This is a genomic window from Rhodococcus aerolatus, assembly GCF_054783215.1.
This window is the reverse complement of sequence record NZ_BAAGQZ010000049.1, coordinates 66,186-82,549: the sequence shown is the minus strand read 5'-3', so window position 1 is coordinate 82,549 and position 16,364 is coordinate 66,186. Positions and strand designations below refer to the sequence as shown.

The 16,364-nt window shown below is 75.7% G+C and carries 15 protein-coding genes and 1 tRNA gene; 8 read left to right on the top strand and 8 right to left on the bottom strand.

Translation table 11 applies throughout. The features are described from left to right. Positions 1–75 precede the first annotated feature (75 nt). A complete protein-coding gene (locus tag ACYVOF_RS18810; protein WP_460869216.1) occupies positions 76–1,356 on the top strand; it encodes a hypothetical protein in 1,281 nt (426 codons plus the stop codon). Then, positions 1,353–2,771 carry an O-antigen ligase family protein gene (locus ACYVOF_RS18805; protein WP_460869214.1) on the top strand — a complete coding sequence of 473 codons (1,419 nt, stop codon included), beginning with the start codon at positions 1,353–1,355 and terminating at the stop codon, positions 2,769–2,771. The genes ACYVOF_RS18810 and ACYVOF_RS18805 overlap by 4 nt, the downstream gene beginning before the upstream one ends. On the opposite strand, the gene ACYVOF_RS18800 is transcribed toward ACYVOF_RS18805, so the two are convergent. Further along, entirely contained in the window at positions 2,705–3,844 is a 1,140-nt protein-coding gene (locus tag ACYVOF_RS18800; protein WP_460869212.1) for a transferase, read from the bottom strand. The genes ACYVOF_RS18805 and ACYVOF_RS18800 overlap by 67 nt on opposite strands. A 35-nt stretch (positions 3,845–3,879) precedes the next feature. On the opposite strand from ACYVOF_RS18800, the gene ACYVOF_RS18795 reads away from it, so the two are divergent. After that, positions 3,880–4,425, top strand: coding sequence for a dTDP-4-dehydrorhamnose 3,5-epimerase family protein (locus ACYVOF_RS18795; protein WP_460869210.1), 546 nt, complete (start codon positions 3,880–3,882; stop codon positions 4,423–4,425). A 5-nt stretch (positions 4,426–4,430) separates the two neighbouring features. Here the strand turns inward: ACYVOF_RS18795 and ACYVOF_RS18790 are convergent, their stop codons facing one another. The 7 genes from ACYVOF_RS18790 to ACYVOF_RS18760 all read right to left on the bottom strand — a co-directional run bounded on the left by ACYVOF_RS18790 (position 4,431) and on the right by ACYVOF_RS18760 (position 11,975). Next, entirely contained in the window at positions 4,431–5,453 is a 1,023-nt protein-coding gene (locus ACYVOF_RS18790) for an NAD-dependent epimerase/dehydratase family protein (RefSeq protein ID WP_460869208.1), read from the bottom strand. A gap of 13 nt (positions 5,454–5,466) precedes the next feature. Beyond that, a complete protein-coding gene (locus tag ACYVOF_RS18785) occupies positions 5,467–6,144 on the bottom strand; it encodes a PIG-L deacetylase family protein (protein WP_460869206.1) in 678 nt (225 codons plus the stop codon). Positions 6,145–6,152: 8 nt separating this feature from the next. Then, positions 6,153–7,016: a glycosyltransferase family protein gene (locus ACYVOF_RS18780; protein ID WP_460869204.1), complete on the bottom strand. Its 864-nt coding sequence runs from the start codon at positions 7,014–7,016 to the stop codon at positions 6,153–6,155. Next, the gene (locus ACYVOF_RS18775; protein ID WP_460869240.1) at positions 7,013–8,242 is read right to left on the bottom strand and encodes a methyltransferase domain-containing protein; all 1,230 of its coding nucleotides are present in this window, start codon (positions 8,240–8,242) and stop codon (positions 7,013–7,015) included. The genes ACYVOF_RS18780 and ACYVOF_RS18775 overlap by 4 nt, the downstream gene beginning before the upstream one ends. 17 nt (positions 8,243–8,259) lie before the next feature. After that, positions 8,260–9,702: a glutamate-1-semialdehyde 2,1-aminomutase gene (locus ACYVOF_RS18770; protein WP_460869202.1), complete on the bottom strand. Its 1,443-nt coding sequence runs from the start codon at positions 9,700–9,702 to the stop codon at positions 8,260–8,262. Continuing rightward, on the bottom strand, positions 9,686–11,257 hold the full coding sequence (locus ACYVOF_RS18765) for a sugar transferase (RefSeq protein WP_460869200.1): 1,572 nt from the start codon (positions 11,255–11,257) through the stop codon (positions 9,686–9,688). The genes ACYVOF_RS18770 and ACYVOF_RS18765 overlap by 17 nt, the downstream gene beginning before the upstream one ends. 133 nt (positions 11,258–11,390) lie before the next feature. Then, a complete protein-coding gene (locus ACYVOF_RS18760) occupies positions 11,391–11,975 on the bottom strand; it encodes a TetR family transcriptional regulator (protein WP_460869198.1) in 585 nt (194 codons plus the stop codon). A 122-nt stretch (positions 11,976–12,097) separates the two neighbouring features. Here ACYVOF_RS18760 and ACYVOF_RS18755 point away from each other — a divergent pair. The 5 genes from ACYVOF_RS18755 to pth all read left to right on the top strand — a co-directional run bounded on the left by ACYVOF_RS18755 (position 12,098) and on the right by pth (position 16,358). Further along, a tRNA-Gln gene (locus tag ACYVOF_RS18755) sits at positions 12,098–12,168 on the top strand. A 117-nt stretch (positions 12,169–12,285) separates the two neighbouring features. Then, a complete protein-coding gene (gene glmU / locus ACYVOF_RS18750) occupies positions 12,286–13,827 on the top strand; it encodes a bifunctional UDP-N-acetylglucosamine diphosphorylase/glucosamine-1-phosphate N-acetyltransferase GlmU (RefSeq protein ID WP_460869196.1) in 1,542 nt (513 codons plus the stop codon). Then, a complete protein-coding gene (locus ACYVOF_RS18745) occupies positions 13,824–14,804 on the top strand; it encodes a ribose-phosphate diphosphokinase (RefSeq protein WP_460869194.1) in 981 nt (326 codons plus the stop codon). Before glmU ends, ACYVOF_RS18745 begins: the two co-directional genes overlap by 4 nt. A gap of 165 nt (positions 14,805–14,969) precedes the next feature. Continuing rightward, positions 14,970–15,665, top strand: coding sequence for a 50S ribosomal protein L25/general stress protein Ctc (locus tag ACYVOF_RS18740; RefSeq protein WP_460869192.1), 696 nt, complete (start codon positions 14,970–14,972; stop codon positions 15,663–15,665). Positions 15,666–15,767: 102 nt separating this feature from the next. After that, entirely contained in the window at positions 15,768–16,358 is a 591-nt protein-coding gene (gene pth, locus ACYVOF_RS18735; protein ID WP_460869190.1) for an aminoacyl-tRNA hydrolase, read from the top strand. The last annotated feature ends 6 nt before the right edge of the window (positions 16,359–16,364 follow it).

Here is a 16,364-nt window from a genome sequence, read left to right as displayed (position 1 = left end):
ACGCGAACGAGTGGTAGTGCTGGGGTGGCCCGGGGGGTCGCCGCTACTCTCGGTGTCGAGGACAGGGAGCTCACGGTGGATGTTGCGCGGATCGGTCAGGCCTTGCGGCGACGGTGGTACGTCGTCGTCGCGGGCGTCGTCGTCGCGGCCGTCCTCGGGGTCCTCGCCGCGGGCACGGCGGCGGCCTCGTACACCTCCACCGCCAAGGTGACCCTCATCCCGCCGAACTTCTCGACGGCCGAGGCCCCCTCGAACCCGCTGCTGCAGCTCGGGTCCGCCACCTCGCAGTCCGCCTCGATCATGTCCGACGCCCTCAGCGCGGAGTCGGTGCGCGAGCGGATCGGCGACCTGACGGGCGGCACGTACGAGGTCAGCAACGTCGAGCTCCGCTCCGAGGTCATGACCAGCACGGTCACCATCACGGCCACCGCGCCGTCGGCCGACGCGGCCCAGGCGACCGCCCAGGCCGTCCTGGACGAGTTCGGCACCGAGCTGGTCGACCTCCAGCAGCGCGCGGGCGTCGCGTTCACCTCTGCCCTGGTGCGCTCGGAGGTCACGGTGCCGCCCACCCCCGCGACCGCCGCCGGCGCGGGCGGGGTCAAGACCGGGGCCGGCGTCGGTGCGGCCGTGCTGCTGCTCAGCGTGCTCGCCGCCCTGGCGCTCGACTCCGCCCGCCGCCGGGGCGAGCCCGAGCCGCCCGAGGTCGACCCCCCGGCCGACCCGACGCCCACCCCCGAGCCCGCGCCGGCCGGCGGCCCGGACGGCCCCGGTGCGCCGGACGCGGCGGCCGAGGACGGCAGCCGCACGCCGGCCCGGCACCGCAGCGTGGCGGCGGCGACCGCGGCCACCACCCCGGGCGGCACCGCGGCCCGCCTGGGCGACACCACCCCCGCCGCGCCCGCGAGGAAGGCCCCGGCGAAGAAGGCCCCCGCGAGGACCGCCGCGACCGGGGCCGCGGCGCCGGCGACGAAGGCTCCCGCCACGAAGGCGACCAAGGCGGCGGCGAAGAAGACGACCACGGCGGCGGCGAAGGCACCCGCGGCGAAGGCACCCGCGACGAAGGCGGCGGCGGCGAAGGCACCCGCGCGGAAGACCACCACGACCAGGGCCTCCGCGAGGAAGACCACCACGACGAGGGCCGCGGGGACCACGGCCGGGACCGCACCCGCCTCGACGCCGACCGCGGACGCCCCACCGGCCGACGTGCGTGAGTCCGTGCTCGTCGGCCGCAACGGCCACGAGGTCGACGGCCACGGGGCCAACGGCCACGGGGTCAACGGCCACGAGGTCAACGGGCACGAGGTCAACGGGCGGGCGGTCGGCGGCCGGGAGGTCGACGACGAGCCGTCGTCGTGACGACCCGGGTCCGCACGCGCCCGAGCACCGGGTCGCGCACCGGCACCGGCACCGCCAGGGCGTCGTGGGCGAGCCGGGCCACCACCTGGCTGCTGCCCGCCCTGGTGGTGCTCCTGCTCGTGCTGCGCCAGGCGTTCCGCATCCCCCACACCGGGCTGGGCATGTCCCCGGCCCAGGTGCTGGTGCTCGTCGCCGCCCTGCTCTGGGTCCTGGCCCTGCTCGCCCGCGACCCCGGCGTGGTCGGGGCGCGCCACCCGCTCGCGCTCGCGCTCGTGGCCGCCGTCGTGGTGTCGCTGCTGGGCTGGGCGCAGGCGAGCCGGTCGGTCGCGCTGCCCGTGCAGGGTGACGACCCGGACGGCACCCTGCTCAACGCGCTCTCCCTCACCCTGCTGAGCCTGTTCACGATGGCGGTGCTGCGCACCCCGGGCGCGGTGCGCACCCTGCTGCGCTGGCTCGTGCTCGCCGCGGGCCTGGCCGGGCTCGTCGCGGTCCTCTCCGCCGCCACCGGCACCGAGGTGGCCGAGCTGCTCAAGCCGCCCGGGTTCACCGAGGCGGCGGCGCTTGACGACACCATCGGGGGCCTGCTGCGCCAGGGGGTCGACCGCACCCAGGGCACCTCCGGGCACCCGCTGGAGATGGGCGCGCTCATGACGGTGCTCACCCCGGTCTGCCTGGGCGTGGCGTTCGACGCCCGCCGCCGCGCCGAGCGCAGCTGGCCCGCGTTCCTGGCCGCCGCGCTGTGCCTCGCCGCAGCGACGTCGTCGGTGTCGCGCAGCGCCGTGGTCGGCCTGGCCGCGGCCCTGCTGGTGATGGGGCTGTGCTGGCCGCTGCGGCGCACCCTGGCCGTGGCCGGTGCCGCCGTCGCCGGTCTCGTCGGGCTCCTCGTCGCCGGCTCCTCGCAGGTGACGGCGCTGCTGTCGATCGTCGTGGCGGGCGACCCGGACTCCTCGCTGTACTCCCGCGCGCTGGGCCGGGACTTCGTGGCGCAGAACTTCTCCCGCTCCCCCTGGCTCGGGACCGGCCCGGGCCGCAGCCTGCCGGGGCAGCCGACGCTGGACGACGACTACCTGACGACGCTGCTCACCGCCGGCGTGCTCGGCCTGGCCGTCTCCGTGGTGCTGCTGCTCGGCGCCATCGTGGTGCTGCTGCGCCGGCGCGGGGACGCCCGGCTCGGCGAGCTCGCCACCGGGGTGGCCGGCGCCCTGGTGGCGCTGGCCGTCATCCGCCTGGTGCTCGACACCGGCGGGTTCGTCCAGATCAGCACCCTGTTCGCGGTGCTCGTCGGGGTGGCCGGCGCCGTGGGTTCGCAGACCCGGCCCACCCCGTCACCCGGACGCGGGCCGCACCGTCAGGGCGTGCGGCCCAGCTCGTCCACCACGGTCCAGCTCCCGCCGCGGGCCTCCACCTCCGGGTAGGCGGCCCGGACCTCGGCCAGCAGGTCGGGGACCATGAGCAGCACCTCGTCGGGGGGGTCCGCCCGCAGCACCTCCGGCGCCACCACCGGCACCCGGGAGCCGGGCAGGCACCGGCCCTGCTTGGCCGGCGAGGCGTCGACGACCCCGGCCAGCGCCCCCGCGTCGACCGCCGCCAGCAGCGCCACCGCCCGCGACGCCGCGCCGTAGCCGAGCACGCGCCGCCCGGACGCCCGGGCGGCCGCCAGGTGGGCCTGCAGGGCCGCGACCCGCTCGGTGGCGGCGGCACCGAGCCCCGAGACCACGGCGGCGGTGCAGACCCCGGCGTCGAGCTCGGCGCGGCGCAGCGCCGCCACCTCGGCGGGCGGGCCGTCCCCGGCGCGGTCGCCCTCGCGGCGCAGCTCGAGCAGCACCGTGCCGCCGTAGAGGGCGTAGCGCCCGACGCCCGTGGGCACCCAGCCCACGTCCGCGGCCATGGCCACCAGCGCGGGCACCGAGTAGTAGGCGGTGTGGCCGTGGCGCAGCGCGTTCCACTGCCCCTGGGCCAGGATCGTGGCCAGCGAGTGCACCTGCACCAGCAGCACCCCGCCCGGGGCGACGGCCGCGGTGCGCCGGGCCAGCGCCGCCCGCTGGTCGGCGTCGTGCATCAGCCCGAACACGTCGACGACCACCGCGGCGGGCTCGTCGGGGCCGTCCGGGCCCGCACCCCGCCAGCGCAGCCCCGCCCCGGTCAGCGGGACCTCCCAGGACCCGCCGTGCGGGCTGCCGAACTCGAGCACGTCGTCCCCCGGGCGCAGCACCCCCGCCGCGACGAGGCGGCCCACGGCCTCGACGGCCTGGTCGCGCAGCGCCTGCGGCTCCACCGCCCGCGGCTCGTCGGGCACCGTCGGGTCCTCGGCCAGCTGGGCCAGCCCGCAGCCGCGGCAGAGCAGCATGCGCAGCGGGAACACCGGGTCGGGCCCCGGGTCGGCCGGGGCCGGGAAGTGGTCGGCCGCGGGCTGCTCCCCGAGGTCGAGGACGACGTCGGTCACCGCCCCGCACCAGCGGCACGGCGGGACGGGCGGGGCCGCGCTCACGCCCGGGCCCCGGGGTGGTCGGCCAGACTGGGGGCATGGAGACGCGCGAGACGACGCTGCCCGGGGTGCTGCTGCTGGTGCCCACCCCGCACCGGGACGACCGCGGGCTGTTCACCCGCACCTTCGACGCGGCCACCGCGGCGGCCGCGGGGCTCGACCCGGCGTCGTTCGTGCAGGACAGCCAGTCCCGCTCCCGGGCGGGGGTGCTGCGCGGGATGCACACCCGCTCCGGGCGGGGCGAGGCCAAGCTGGTGCGCTGCGCGCGGGGCGTGGTGCACGACGTGGTGGTCGACGTGCGCCCGGACAGCCCCACCTTCGGCCGGCACGAGGCGTTCCGGCTCGACGACGAGAGCTTCCACGTGCTGGCTGTGCCCGCGGGGTTCCTGCACGGCTTCCTCGCCCTCACCGACGCCGACGTCTGCTACCGCATCGACGCCGAGCACGACCCGTCCGCCGACCTCGGCGTCCGGTGGGACGACCCGGACCTCGGCATCGCCTGGCCCTCCCCGCCCGGGCAGGTCAGCGAGCGGGACGCCGCGCTGGGCAGCTTCGCCGAGCTCCGCGCCGCCCTGCCGGCGTAGGGCCCTCACCGCACCCGCATCGCGGGGTCGAGCTCACCGGCCGCCTGCCGAGCCTTGAGCACCGCGAGCCGGGTGAACCGCTCGTGGAAGGACTGCTCGGTCAGCCCGTGCTCGCGGTAGGCCGCGGCGAGCTCGGCCGCGCCGTCGGGCACCGTCCACGCGGGGACGTAGCCGGGGACGGCCGCGGCCATGCGGGAGAAGTCGACCCGGTAGCTGCGCGGGTCCCCGCCGGCCTCGCCGGTCACCTCGAGGACGGAGCCGGGCACCGCGTCGACGACGGTCTGCGCGATGTCGGCGACGGTGACGTTGTTCGCCGGGTGCCCGACGTTGAACGCCTGGGCGTGCACGGCGTCCCGGGGCGCGGCGAGGGTCTCGGTGAACGCGGCGGCGATGTCGCGGGCGTGGACGAGCGGGCGCCACGGGGTGCCGTCGGAGAGCACCAGCACCGTCCCGGTGAGCACCGCGTGCCCGACGAGGTTGTTCAGCACGATGTCGGCGCGCAGCCGCGGGGAGAACCCGAACGCGGTCGCGTTGCGCAGCGAGGTCGGGCTGAAGGAGTCGTCGGCCAGCTCGCGCAGGTCGTCCTCCACCCGCACCTTGGACTCCGCGTAGGGGGTCACCGGGGCCAGCGCGGCGTCCTCGGTGACCAGCCCCGCCCCGCCGGAGGCGCCGTAGACCGAGCAGGTCGAGGCGTAGAGGAACCGCGACACCCCGGCCTCCTTCGCGGCCCGGGCGAGCCGGGTGGAGGCGTGGTGGTTGATGTCGTAGGTGATCTCGGGGGCCAGCGCGCCGAGGGGGTCGTTGCTCAGCGCCGCCAGGTGGACGACGGCGTCGAACCCGGCGAGGTCGGCGGGGGTGACGTCGCGCAGGTCGAGCGCCAGCCCCGGGGGCGCCTCGGGCAGCGGCCCCAGCACGCAGTCGGCGAAGAGGCCCGAGTCGAGCCCCGTCACCTCGTGCCCGGCGGCGGTGAGCACGGGGGCCATGACGGTGCCCAGGTACCCCTGGTGACCGGTGAGCAGGACCTTCACGACGGTGGACCTCCTAGTGGTGGTTCTGGGGTGCGGGACGGGGTGCGAGGACGACCTTCTCGGCGTGGAAGCCCTCGGCGAACCTGGTGCCTGCCTGCACGCCGCGCACCCGCATGAGGCCGAGGAAGGCGTCGTCGTCGAACCAGGTGCGGGCGCGCTGCGAGGGGTAGTGCTCGTGCAGCAGGGCCGGCTTGGCGCGGGCGTCGGACTCGCTGGCGGGCACCAGGACCCGCGGCTGGGCGAGGTCGGACTCCCACTTGAGGATCTCGTAGCCCAGCACCTGGTGGGTGCGGAACTCGGTGGGCACCAGGGCGGCCAGCGTCCGGTGGTCCTGGTGGGCGTCGTGGCCGGCGGGGGCGAGCACCAGGTCGGGCTCGCGGTCCCCGGTCAGCCCGCCCCGGAAGGCGCGCACCGCCTCCTTGGCCCGCTCCCAGTGGGTGGGCACGCGCCCGTCGGGCAGGTCCAGCACGGTGACGGCGAGCTGCGCCCCGGGGCAGAACGCGGCCAGCGCGACGCGCTCCTCGTCCTCCCGGGCCGTGCCGCCGCCGGTCAGCACGAGCACGTCCACCCGCAGCCCCGGCCGGGCGGTGCACAGGCCGAGCAGGGTGGCCCCCGCCCCGATGGCGACGTCGTCGCAGTGCGCGCCGAGCAGCGCCAGCCCGGCGGGGTCCAGCGCGGTGGGCCCGCTCACCGCCGGGCTCACCCCTCGCGCGCGGGCTGGTTGATCTCGTCGGACAGGGCCACCACCGGCTCGCGGTCGCCGCGGGCCACGTCGTCCTCCCACAGCGCCCAGGGGCGACGGCCCGCGGCGTACGCGGCCTCCAGCGCGGTGCGCTCCTTGACCGTGTCCGCCGGCTGCCAGAAGCCGCGGTAGGGCTGGGTCATGAGCCGGCCCTGCCGGGCGAACGCCCCGCACCCGTCCTCGACGAGGTCGCCGTTCTCCGGGAGGTGGTCGAAGACCTCCTGGCGCAGCACGAAGTAGCCGGCGTTCTCCCACACCGGCAGGGTGCGGGCGGCGACGATCGCGCCCGCCCGCTGATCGGACAGGTCGGGCACGTCCGACGGCATCTCGACGCAGTGGAAGCTGCTCTGCGGCGGCACCACCATGATGGACGCGCCGGCGTCGGAGGCGGTGAAGGTGTCGACCATCCGGTCCAGCGGGGCGTCGGTGAGCACGTCGGCGTAGTTGGCCAGGAACACCTCCTCGCCGTCGAGGTGGTCGCGCACCCGCCGCAGCCGCTCCCCGATGGGCGACTCCAGCCCGGTGTGGGCGAAGGTCACCGTCCAGTCGGAGATGTCGGAGGAGAGCAGCTCGACGTCGCCCCGGCGGAGCACGAAGTCGTTCGACGTCGTCTCCCGGTACTGCAGGAAGAACTCCTTGACGTGGTGGGCGCCGTAGCCGAGGCAGAGCACGAAGTCGGTGTGGCCGAAGTGGGCGTAGTACCGCATGACGTGCCACAGCAGCGGGCGCGGGCCGACCCGGTGCATGGGCTTGGGCAGGTCGTCGGCCACCCCGGTGCGCATCCGCATGCCGTAGCCGCCGCAGAACAGGACCACCTTCACGGGGACACCACCTCCAGGGTCGGGATCGGGAACACGAGCTTGCCGCCCCAGCCGGCGAGCACGGGGGCCAGCTGGGCGGTGATCTCGTCGCGGAGGTTCCACGGCAGCACCAGCACGTAGTCGGGCTCGTCGGCCGCGATGCGCTCGGGCGCCAGGACGGGGATGCGGGTGCCGGGGGTGAAGCGGCCGTGCTTGTAGGGGTTGCGGTCCACCGTGTACTCGAGCAGGTCGGTGCGGATGCCGCAGTGGTTGAGCAGGGTGTTGCCCTTGCCCGGCGCCCCGTAGCCGACGACCCGCTTGCCCTCGGCGCGGGCGGTGAGCAGGAACGTCAGCAGGTCGGTGCGCACCCGGGTGACGGCCTCGGTGAAGGACCGGTACCCCTCGACGGTGTGCAGGCCCGCCGCCTCCTCCTCGGCCAGCACCCGGGCCACCTCGGCCGACGGCGCGCCCGCCACCTCGGACGGCCTGGCCCACAGCCGGATCGAGCCGCCGTGGGTGGGCACCAGCTCGACGTCCACGAGGGACAGACCGCCGGTGGCCAGGGCCCGCTGCGCCGACGCCACGGTGTAGTACTGGAAGTGCTCGTGGTAGATCGTGTCGTACTGCACCAGCTGCACCAGGGTCAGCAGGTGCTGCACCTCGATGGCCACCCAGCCGTCGTCGGCGACGAGCGAGCGCAGGCCCTCGGTGAACCCGACGACGTCGGGGATGTGGGCGTAGACGTTGTTGGCCACCACCCAGTCCGCGGGCCCGTGCTCGGCGCGCACCGCGGCCCCGGTCTCCGGGGTGAGGAACGCGGTGAGGGTGTTCACGCCCTTGTCCCGCGCGGCCTGCCCGACGTTGACCGACGGCTCGATGCCGAGGCTGCGGATGCCGCGGGCCACGCTGTGCTGCAGCAGGTACCCGTCGTTGCTGGCCACCTCGACGACGAACGAGCCCTCGTCCAGCCCGGCCCGCTCGACGGCCGCGGCCACGAACCGCTCGCTGTGCGCGACCCAGGAGTCGGAGAACGACGAGAAGTACGCGTACTCGGTGAACGTCTCCTCGGGGGTGATCAGCGGCGGCAGCTGGGCCAGCAGGCACTGCCCGCACACCCGCAGGTGCAGCGGGTAGGTCATCTCGGGGGCCTCGAGCTCGTCCGCGGCGAGGAACAGCTCGCACGGCGGGGTGGCCCCCAGGTCGACCACCGAGTGCAGCTCGGTCGACCCGCAGAGCCGGCAGGCCAGGGCGGGGTGGGTCCGGGTCACTGCGGGGGGGCTCCTGTCGGGAGTCGTCGGGGGTGCGCCTGGGCGCGCAGGGCGGGGGCGACGGGACGCGAGTGCAGCAGGCCGTCGGTGGTCCCGGCGTCGAGGGCCCGACGGTAGACCGTCAGGGCCCCCGCGAGGGCCTCGACGGTCCGGTCGACGTCGGTGTCGGTGTGGGCGGCGGAGATGACGAACGACTGCCCCAGCACGCCGCGGCGCAGCAGCTCCTGCAGCAGCAGGGCGCGGTAGGCCTGCGACGGGGCTCCGTCGGGGCCCGTGCTGGTGAACACCAGGCAGGACGGCCGGCCCAGGGTGCGCACGTGGGGGTGGGTGCCGGCGGCGCGGGAGACCTGCTCGACGCCCTCGGCGAGGCGGCGGCCCGCGCGCTCCATGGCCGCCACCGGGTCCTCGCGCCGGTAGGCCGCGACCACCGCGCGGAACGCGGCCAGCGACACCGTCTCGGCACCGTGGGTGGTGGACAGCAGGAACGCGCGCTCGGCGTCGGTGCCGAGCCCGCCGCGCTCCATGACCTCGCGCCGGCCGACCAGGGCGGAGACGGGGAAGCCGTTGCCCATGGCCTTGCCCCAGCAGGACAGGTCGGGGACCACGTCGTGCACGTGCTGGGCGCCGCGCTCGGACCACCGGAACCCGGTGATCATCTCGTCGAGCACGAGCAGGGTGCCGGTCTCGTCGCACAGCGCCCGCACCCCCGCCAGGTAGCCGGGGCTCGGCTCCAGGGTGGCGGTGGCCGCCTCCATGACCACGCAGGCCACGTCGCGCCCGGCCAGCGCGGTCCGCAGCGAGCCGAGGTCGTCGTAGGCGAACCCGGTGGTCAGCCCGCGCGCCTCCTGCGGCACCCCGCCGGGCATGGCGGTGGTGCCGATGAACCAGTCGTCGGTGGAGAAGAACGGCTGGTCGGTGCACACGGCGACCCGGTCCCGGCCGGTGACCAGCCGCGAGAGCCGGACGGCCGCGGTGGTGGCGTCGGAGCCGTTCTTGGCGAACTTGACCATGTCCGCGCCGGGGACGAGCTCGACGAGGTCCCGGGCGGCGTCGAGCTCGAGGGTCGTCGGGCGGGTGAAGTTCAGCCCGTCGTCGAGCACCGCGCGGACGGCGTCGAGCACCGGCCGGTAGCCGTGGCCCAGGGTCACCGCGCGCAGACCCATGCCGTACTCGACGAACTCGTTGCCGTCGACGTCCCAGACGTGCGCGCCCTCGCCCCGCACCAGCACGGGGGTCATGTGCTCCGGGTACTGGTCCGAGCCCCGGGCGTAGGTGTGCGCCCCGCCGGGGACCAGCCGGTGCAGCTCGGCCTGCGCCGCGGCGGAGCGGGCGAAGCGGTGCGCGTCGGGGTCGGCGGAGGGGGCGGCGGCAGGGCCGGCGGTGGGGCCGGCGGGGGTGCTGGTGACCGGCGCCGCCGGGGTGTCAGTACGCGCCGTCACGTCGCACCACGGCGGCCACGGTCTTCCACAGGATCGTCGCGTCCAGGGCCAGTGACCAGTTCTCCACGTAGCGCAGGTCCAGGCGCACCGACTCCTCCCACGAGAGGTCGCTGCGGCCGCTGACCTGCCACAGCCCCGTCATGCCGGGGGTGACCAGCAGCCGGCGGCCCACCGCGGACTCGTAGCGGGCGACCTCTGACGGCAGCGGCGGGCGGGGCCCGACGAGCGACATGCTGCCGGTGAGCACGTTGAGCAGCTGGGGCAGCTCGTCGACGGAGTAGCGCCGCAGCACCGCGCCGACCCGGGTGACGCGCGGGTCGCGGCGCAGCTTGAACAGCACCCCGCCGGCCTGGTTGTCCGCCGCCAGCGCGGCCAGCCGCGCCTCGGCGTCGACGACCATGGTGCGGAACTTGACGACGCGGAAGGTGCGGCCGTCCTTGCCCACCCGCTCCTGCAGGAACAGCGCGGGGCCGGGGCTGTCGAGCCGCACCGCGAGGGCGATGGCGAGCAGCACCGGGGAGAGCGCGAGCAGGGCGAGGCCGGCCACGACGACGTCGACCGCCGTCTTGGCCACCTTCCGCGGACCGGAGAAGTACGGCGCGCTCACCCGCATCAGCGGCATCCCGGAGACGGGGGCGACGTGCAGCCGGGGGCCGGCCACCTCGGTGAGCACGGGGGCGAGGACCAGCTCGGCGCCGCTGCCCTCGAGCTCCCAGGCCAGCTCCTGCGTGCGGGCCCGGGTCCACGTGGACGAGGGCAGGATGGCCACCGCGCTGTAGCCGTGCTCGCGGACCAGCGCCGCGACCTCGTCGGGGGTGCCGACGACGGGGACCCCGGCCACGTCGGTGGGGCGCACCGGCGGGGGGTCGTCGCCGCGTCGGCTCATCTCGCGCAGGCAGACCCCGCGCACCTCCCAGCCGGCCTCGGTGGCCCGACGGGTGCGGGCCACGAGGTCGGCGACCGCCTCGGCGTCCCCGCAGGCCAGCACGGTGTGCAGGTACCGGCCGCGCGCGCGGGCGGCGTGCAGCGCCTTGCGCAGCGCGTAGCGCACGACGAGAGCGACCACGCCGAACAGCGGCATGACCAGGAACAGCCAGTGCCTGCCGGAGTCGAGCTCGAGGCCGAAGGCGACCACGGCGAGCACCGCGACGACGCTGACGACGGAGCGGACGAGGCGGGCCAGCTCCTCCGGGCCGGTGCCGAGCACCCGGGGCTCCCAGGCGCGGTGCAGGGCGAGGGAGACCACGGTGGTCAGCAGCACGACGACGGCCGTGACCGGCGCCGGGACGCGGGCGGCGTCACCGGTGACGCCGACCTCCAGGGTGGGCGAGACCAGGGCCACGAGGGCGGTCGCCAGCACCAGGGACAGCAGGTCGCCGACGACGACGGCGCCGCGGTAACGCCGCTCCCACGCGGTGGCGCGGCGCGTCGCGGCCGGGGCGGCCGGGGCGGGCTGTACGGCGGGGGCGGGGACGCGGCGGGGTGCGGGGACGGGGGCCGGCACCCGCGGCTCGGCCCGGCCGGTCGGGGCGACCGACCTGCGCACGTCCTGCACGACCACTGCTGACCTCCGTCCCTGCGGCGCCGCCGCAGCACACGTCTGCGGGGCCGGCGGGCTCCGCGGATCCATCATCGACGCTGCGTCACCACATGACCAGGTTTCTCACCCGTTCGAACGACCATGTCGATCACGGTGCGTCGTCGTCGGCCTCCAGGTTCGCCAGCCCGTTCCAGCTGAGGTTGACCAGGTGCGCGACGACCACGTCCTTGGACGGCTCGCGCTCGTCGAGCCACCACTGGGCCGTCAGCGAGACCATGCCCACGAGCGCCTGCGCGTGGATGGCCGACCCGGAGCGGGCGTGGCCGCGGGAGACGAGCGCGTCGCCCAGGATGTGCTCCACCCGGCTGGTGACGTCGTTGAGCAGGCTGGAGAAGCTGCCGGTGGCGTGGGCCGGGGAGCCGCGCACGAGGATGCGGAAGCCGTCGGCGGACTCCTCGACGTAGGTGAGGATCGCCCGGGCCGCCTTCTCCAGCCGCTCGCGGGCGTGCCCGGTGGACAGGGCCTCGGTCATGCGGTCGAGCAGGTCGGTGCGCTCACGGTCCACGACCACGGCGTAGAGGCCCTCCTTGCCGCCGAAGTGCTCGTAGACGACGGGCTTGCTGACCCCGGCGCGGGCGGCGACCTCCTCGATGGTCGCGCCGTCGAACCCCTTCTCGGCGAACACGGCGCGGCCGACGGTGAGCAGCTGGTGGCGGCGCTCGGTCCCGGTCATGCGGGTCCGCCCGACCACCCGCTCCGTCACCGCGCCGCCTCCCCGCCCCGGTGCCGCGGGCCGGGATCGGCTCGACCCTAGCCCCGGCGTGGGATGATCCCCGCGCTCCCCCGGGAGCACCGTCCGCCGTGGTGTAAGGGCAGCACCTCTGATTTTGGTTCAGATGGTCCAGGTTCGAATCCTGGCGGCGGAGCCGCGGGTGTGACAGCGGCGGATCCGGGGCCGGGGCCGCGGGTGGCGGGGAGGCCCGGGCGCGACCACTAGGGTCGGTCACCGCACCGACACCGTCGCCGATGATCGAGGAGCCCCCGTGCCCGACCAGCCGCAGACCGCGCCGGCCGCGGTCGTCGTCCTGGCGGCGGGGGCGGGCACCCGCATGCGCTCGGCCACCCCGAAGGTCCTGCACCCCCTGGCCGGCCGCACGCTGCTCTCCCACGCGCTGCACGCCGCGGCCGGGTCGGGGGCGTCGCGCCTGGTCACCGTCATCGGCCACGACCGCGAGCTCGTCGGTGCGATGCTGCAGGTGCTGGCCCTGCAGCTCGGCCTGCCGCTGCAGGCAGCCGTGCAGGCCGAGCAGCGCGGCACCGGGCACGCCGTCGCGTGCGCCCTGGCCGAGCTGCCCGCGGAGCTCACCGGCACCGTCGTCATCACCTGCGGCGACACCCCGCTGCTGGACGCGGCCACCCTGCGCGACCTGGTCGCGACCCACCACGGCCACGGCGCGGGGGCGACGGTGCTCACCACGACGGTGGCCGACCCCACCGGCTACGGCCGCGTCGAGCGGTCCGCGGACGACGGCTCGGTGCTGGGCGTGGTGGAGGAGCGGGACGCCACGGCGGCGCAGCGGGGGATCACCGAGGTCAACAGCGGCGTGTACGCCTTCGACCTCGCCGTGCTGCGCGCCGCGCTGGAGCGACTCGACGACGACAACGCCCAGGGCGAGCTGCTGCTGACCGACACGCTGCGCCACGCCCGGGAGGCCGGGCACCCGGTGCACGCCGCCCACGTGGCCGACGCCTGGCTGGTGGCGGGGGTCAACGACCGGGTGCAGCTGGCCGCGGCGGGGGCCGAGCTGAACCGGCGCGTCCTCGAGGGCTGGATGCGGGCCGGGGTGACGGTGACCGACCCGGCCTCGACGTGGGTCGACGTGGAGACCGAGCTGGCGCGCGACGTCACCCTGCTGCCCGGGGTGCAGCTGCGCGGCACCACCCGGGTCGGGGAGGGCAGCGTCGTCGGGCCCGACTGCACGCTGACCGACACCACGGTGGGGGCACGGGCGCAGGTGGTGCGCACCCACGCGGTCGAGTCGCGGATCGGCGACGGCGCGAGCGTGGGGCCCTACGCCTACCTGCGGCCCGGGTCGGACCTCGGCGCCGACGGCAAGATTGGCACGTTCGTCGAGACCAAGAACGCCCGCATCGGGACCGCGTCGAAGGTGCCGCACCTGACCTACGTGGGCGACGCGGAGATCGGCGAGCACTCCAACATCGGGGCGTCCAGCGTCTTCGTCAACTACGACGGCGTGAGCAAGAACCGCACCACCATCGGCTCCCACGTCCGCACCGGCTCGGACACCAAGTTCATCGCCCCCGTCACGGTGGGTGACGGCGCCTACACCGGGGCGGGCACGGTGCTGCGCGAGGACGTGCCCCCGGGCGCGCTGGCCGTCTCCGGCGGGCCGCAGCGCACCCTCGAGGGCTGGGTGGCCGCGCGCCGCCCGGGCACGGCCGCCGCCCGCGCCGCCGAGGCCGCCCTGGCCCGCACCGGCAGCGCCCCCACAGACCCGAGCGACACCCCGACCGACACCGACCCGAGCGACACCGACCCGACCGAGGAGAACGAGGCCCCGTGAGCGCACTGTCCGCCGAGAACCAGAAGAACCTGATGCTGTTCTCCGGCCGGGCGCACCCCGAGCTGGCGGAGCAGGTCGCCGCCGAGCTGGGCATCCCGGTGACGCCGCAGACGGCGCGGGACTTCGCCAACGGCGAGATCTTCGTCCGCTTCGACGAGTCGGTGCGCGGCAGCGACGCCTTCGTCCTGCAGAGCCACCCCGCCCCGCTGAACCACTGGGTCATGGAGCAGCTGATCATGATCGACGCCCTGAAGCGGGGCTCGGCCAAGCGGATCACCGCGATCCTGCCCTTCTACCCCTACGCCCGGCAGGACAAGAAGCACCGCGGCCGCGAGCCGATCTCGGCGCGGCTGGTGGCGGACCTGCTCAAGACCGCGGGCGCGGACCGGATCATCTCGGTCGACCTGCACACCGACCAGATCCAGGGCTTCTTCGACGGCCCGGTCGACCACATGCACGCCACCAGCCAGCTGTGCGACCACATCACCACCAACTACGGCCTCAGCGACGTCACCGTCGTCTCGCCCGACTCCGGCCGCGTCCGGGTGGCGGAGAAGTGGGCCGACACCCTGGGCGGCGCCCCGCTGGCGTTCATCCACAAGACCCGGGACCCGCTGGTGCCGAACCAGGTGAAGTCCAACCGCGTGGTCGGCGAGGTCGAGGGCCGCACCTGCATCCTCATCGACGACATGATCGACACCGGCGGCACCATCGCCGGGGCCGTGCGGGTGCTGCGCGAGGCGGGGGCGCGCGACGTCATCATCGCCGCCACGCACGGGGTGCTCTCCGAGCCGGCCGCCACCCGGCTGGCCGAGTGCGGGGCCCGCGAGGTGGTGGTGACCAACACGCTGCCCATCGGCCCGGAGAAGCAGTTCCCCACCCTCACCGTGCTCTCCATCGCCCCCCTGCTGGCCCGCACCATCCGCGAGGTCTTCGAGAACGGGTCCGTGACCAGCCTGTTCGACGGGGTCGCCTGAGCGGTGCGGTAGGGTCGGCGCCGTTGTCCCGGCGAGGGTGGCGCGCTCCGTGCTGGAGCGGGCCACCGTGATCGACGCGGCTGCGGTGCACCCCCGTGTCCTGCTGCGTCCTCCCGCGGCACCCAGGACCGTCCGCACCCCCAGCCGTACCCCGAGGAGAACCCAGTGGCCGCCAAGCCCACGTCCAACACCATCACCGCGCAGGTGCGCACCGAGTTCGGCAAGGGCGCGGCCCGCCGGGCCCGCCGCGCCTCGCTGGTGCCCGCCGTGCTCTACGGGCAGGGCACCGAGCCCGTCCACCTCGCGCTGCCGTCGCTCGAGTTCGCCGCGATCGTCCGCAACAGCGGCACCAACGCCGTCCTCACCATCACCGCGGACGGCGAGGAGCACCTGGCGCTGACCAAGCAGGTCGTCATCCACCCGCTGCGCAACTACATCGAGCACGCGGACCTCGTCGTCGTCCGCCGCGGCGAGAAGGCGACCGTCGACGTCACCGTCGTCCTCGAGGGCGACGCCGCCCCCGGCTCGCTGGTGTTCCAGGACGCCAACACCCTCGAGGTCGAGGCCGACGTCATGGCGATCCCTGAGCAGCTCACCGTCTCCGTCGAGGGCCTCGAGATCGGCACGCAGATCCTGGCCGCGGAGGTCGAGCTGCCTTCGGGCGTCACGCTGACCTCCGACCCGGAGACCCTCGTGGTCAACGTGGCCGCTGCCCCGACCGAGGAGGACATGGAGGCCGAGGTCGACGTCGAGGGTGCCGGCGTCGTCGAGGACGAGCCGGAGTCCGAGGAGGGCACCGTCGCCGACGGCGAGCCCGACGCGCCGGACGTCGAGACCGCCGAGGCCGAGGACAAGAGCTAGGTCCTCCCCGCTCGTCCCCCGGCGCGGGGTCGGCAGGACCACCACGGTCCCGCCGGCCCCGCGCCGTCGTCCCGCCCCCACCCGAGCCGCCAGGAGACCGCTGTGCCCGACCCGCTCGCGCCCGACTCCCCCGCCCTCGTCGTCGGCCTGGGCAACCCCGGGCCCGACCACGCCCGGACGCGGCACAACGTCGGGTTCGTCGTCGCCGACCTGCTCGCGGCCCGCGCCGGGGCCCGGTTCTCGGTGCACAAGCGCAGCGGGGCCGACGTCGCGGAGACCCGGCTCGAGGGCCGGCGCACCGTGCTCGCGAAGCCGCGCGGGTACATGAACGAGTCGGGCGGTCCCGTCGTCGGCGCGGCCCGGTTCTTCTCCGTCGCCCCGACCGACGTGGTGGTGGTGCACGACGACCTGGAGCTCGAGCTGGGCGTGGTGCGCCTCAAGCGCGGCGGCGGCGAGGGCGGGCACAACGGGCTGCGGTCGATCAGCAAGGCCCTGGGCACCCGGGACTACCTGCGGGTCCGCGTCGGCATCGGCCGCCCGCCGGGCCGGCAGGCCCCGGCCGACTACGTGCTCAAGGCCTTCCCGGCGGCGGCGCGGGCCGAGGTCGAGCTGGCCTGCGAGCTGGCCGCGGACGGTGCCGAGCTGCTGCTGGCCCACGACCTCGCCGACGCCCAGGCCCGCCTCGGCGGGTAGCGCCGG

Bases quoted from the DNA above. Each gene is read 5' to 3' on its own strand.
- ACYVOF_RS18795 (WP_460869210.1), top strand. From the start codon at position 3,880: ATGGAGACGCGCGAGACGACGCTGCCCGGGGTGCTGCTGCTGGTGCCC.
- ACYVOF_RS18760 (WP_460869198.1), bottom strand. From the start codon at position 11,975: ATGACCGGGACCGAGCGCCGCCACCAGCTGCTCACCGTCGGCCGCGCC.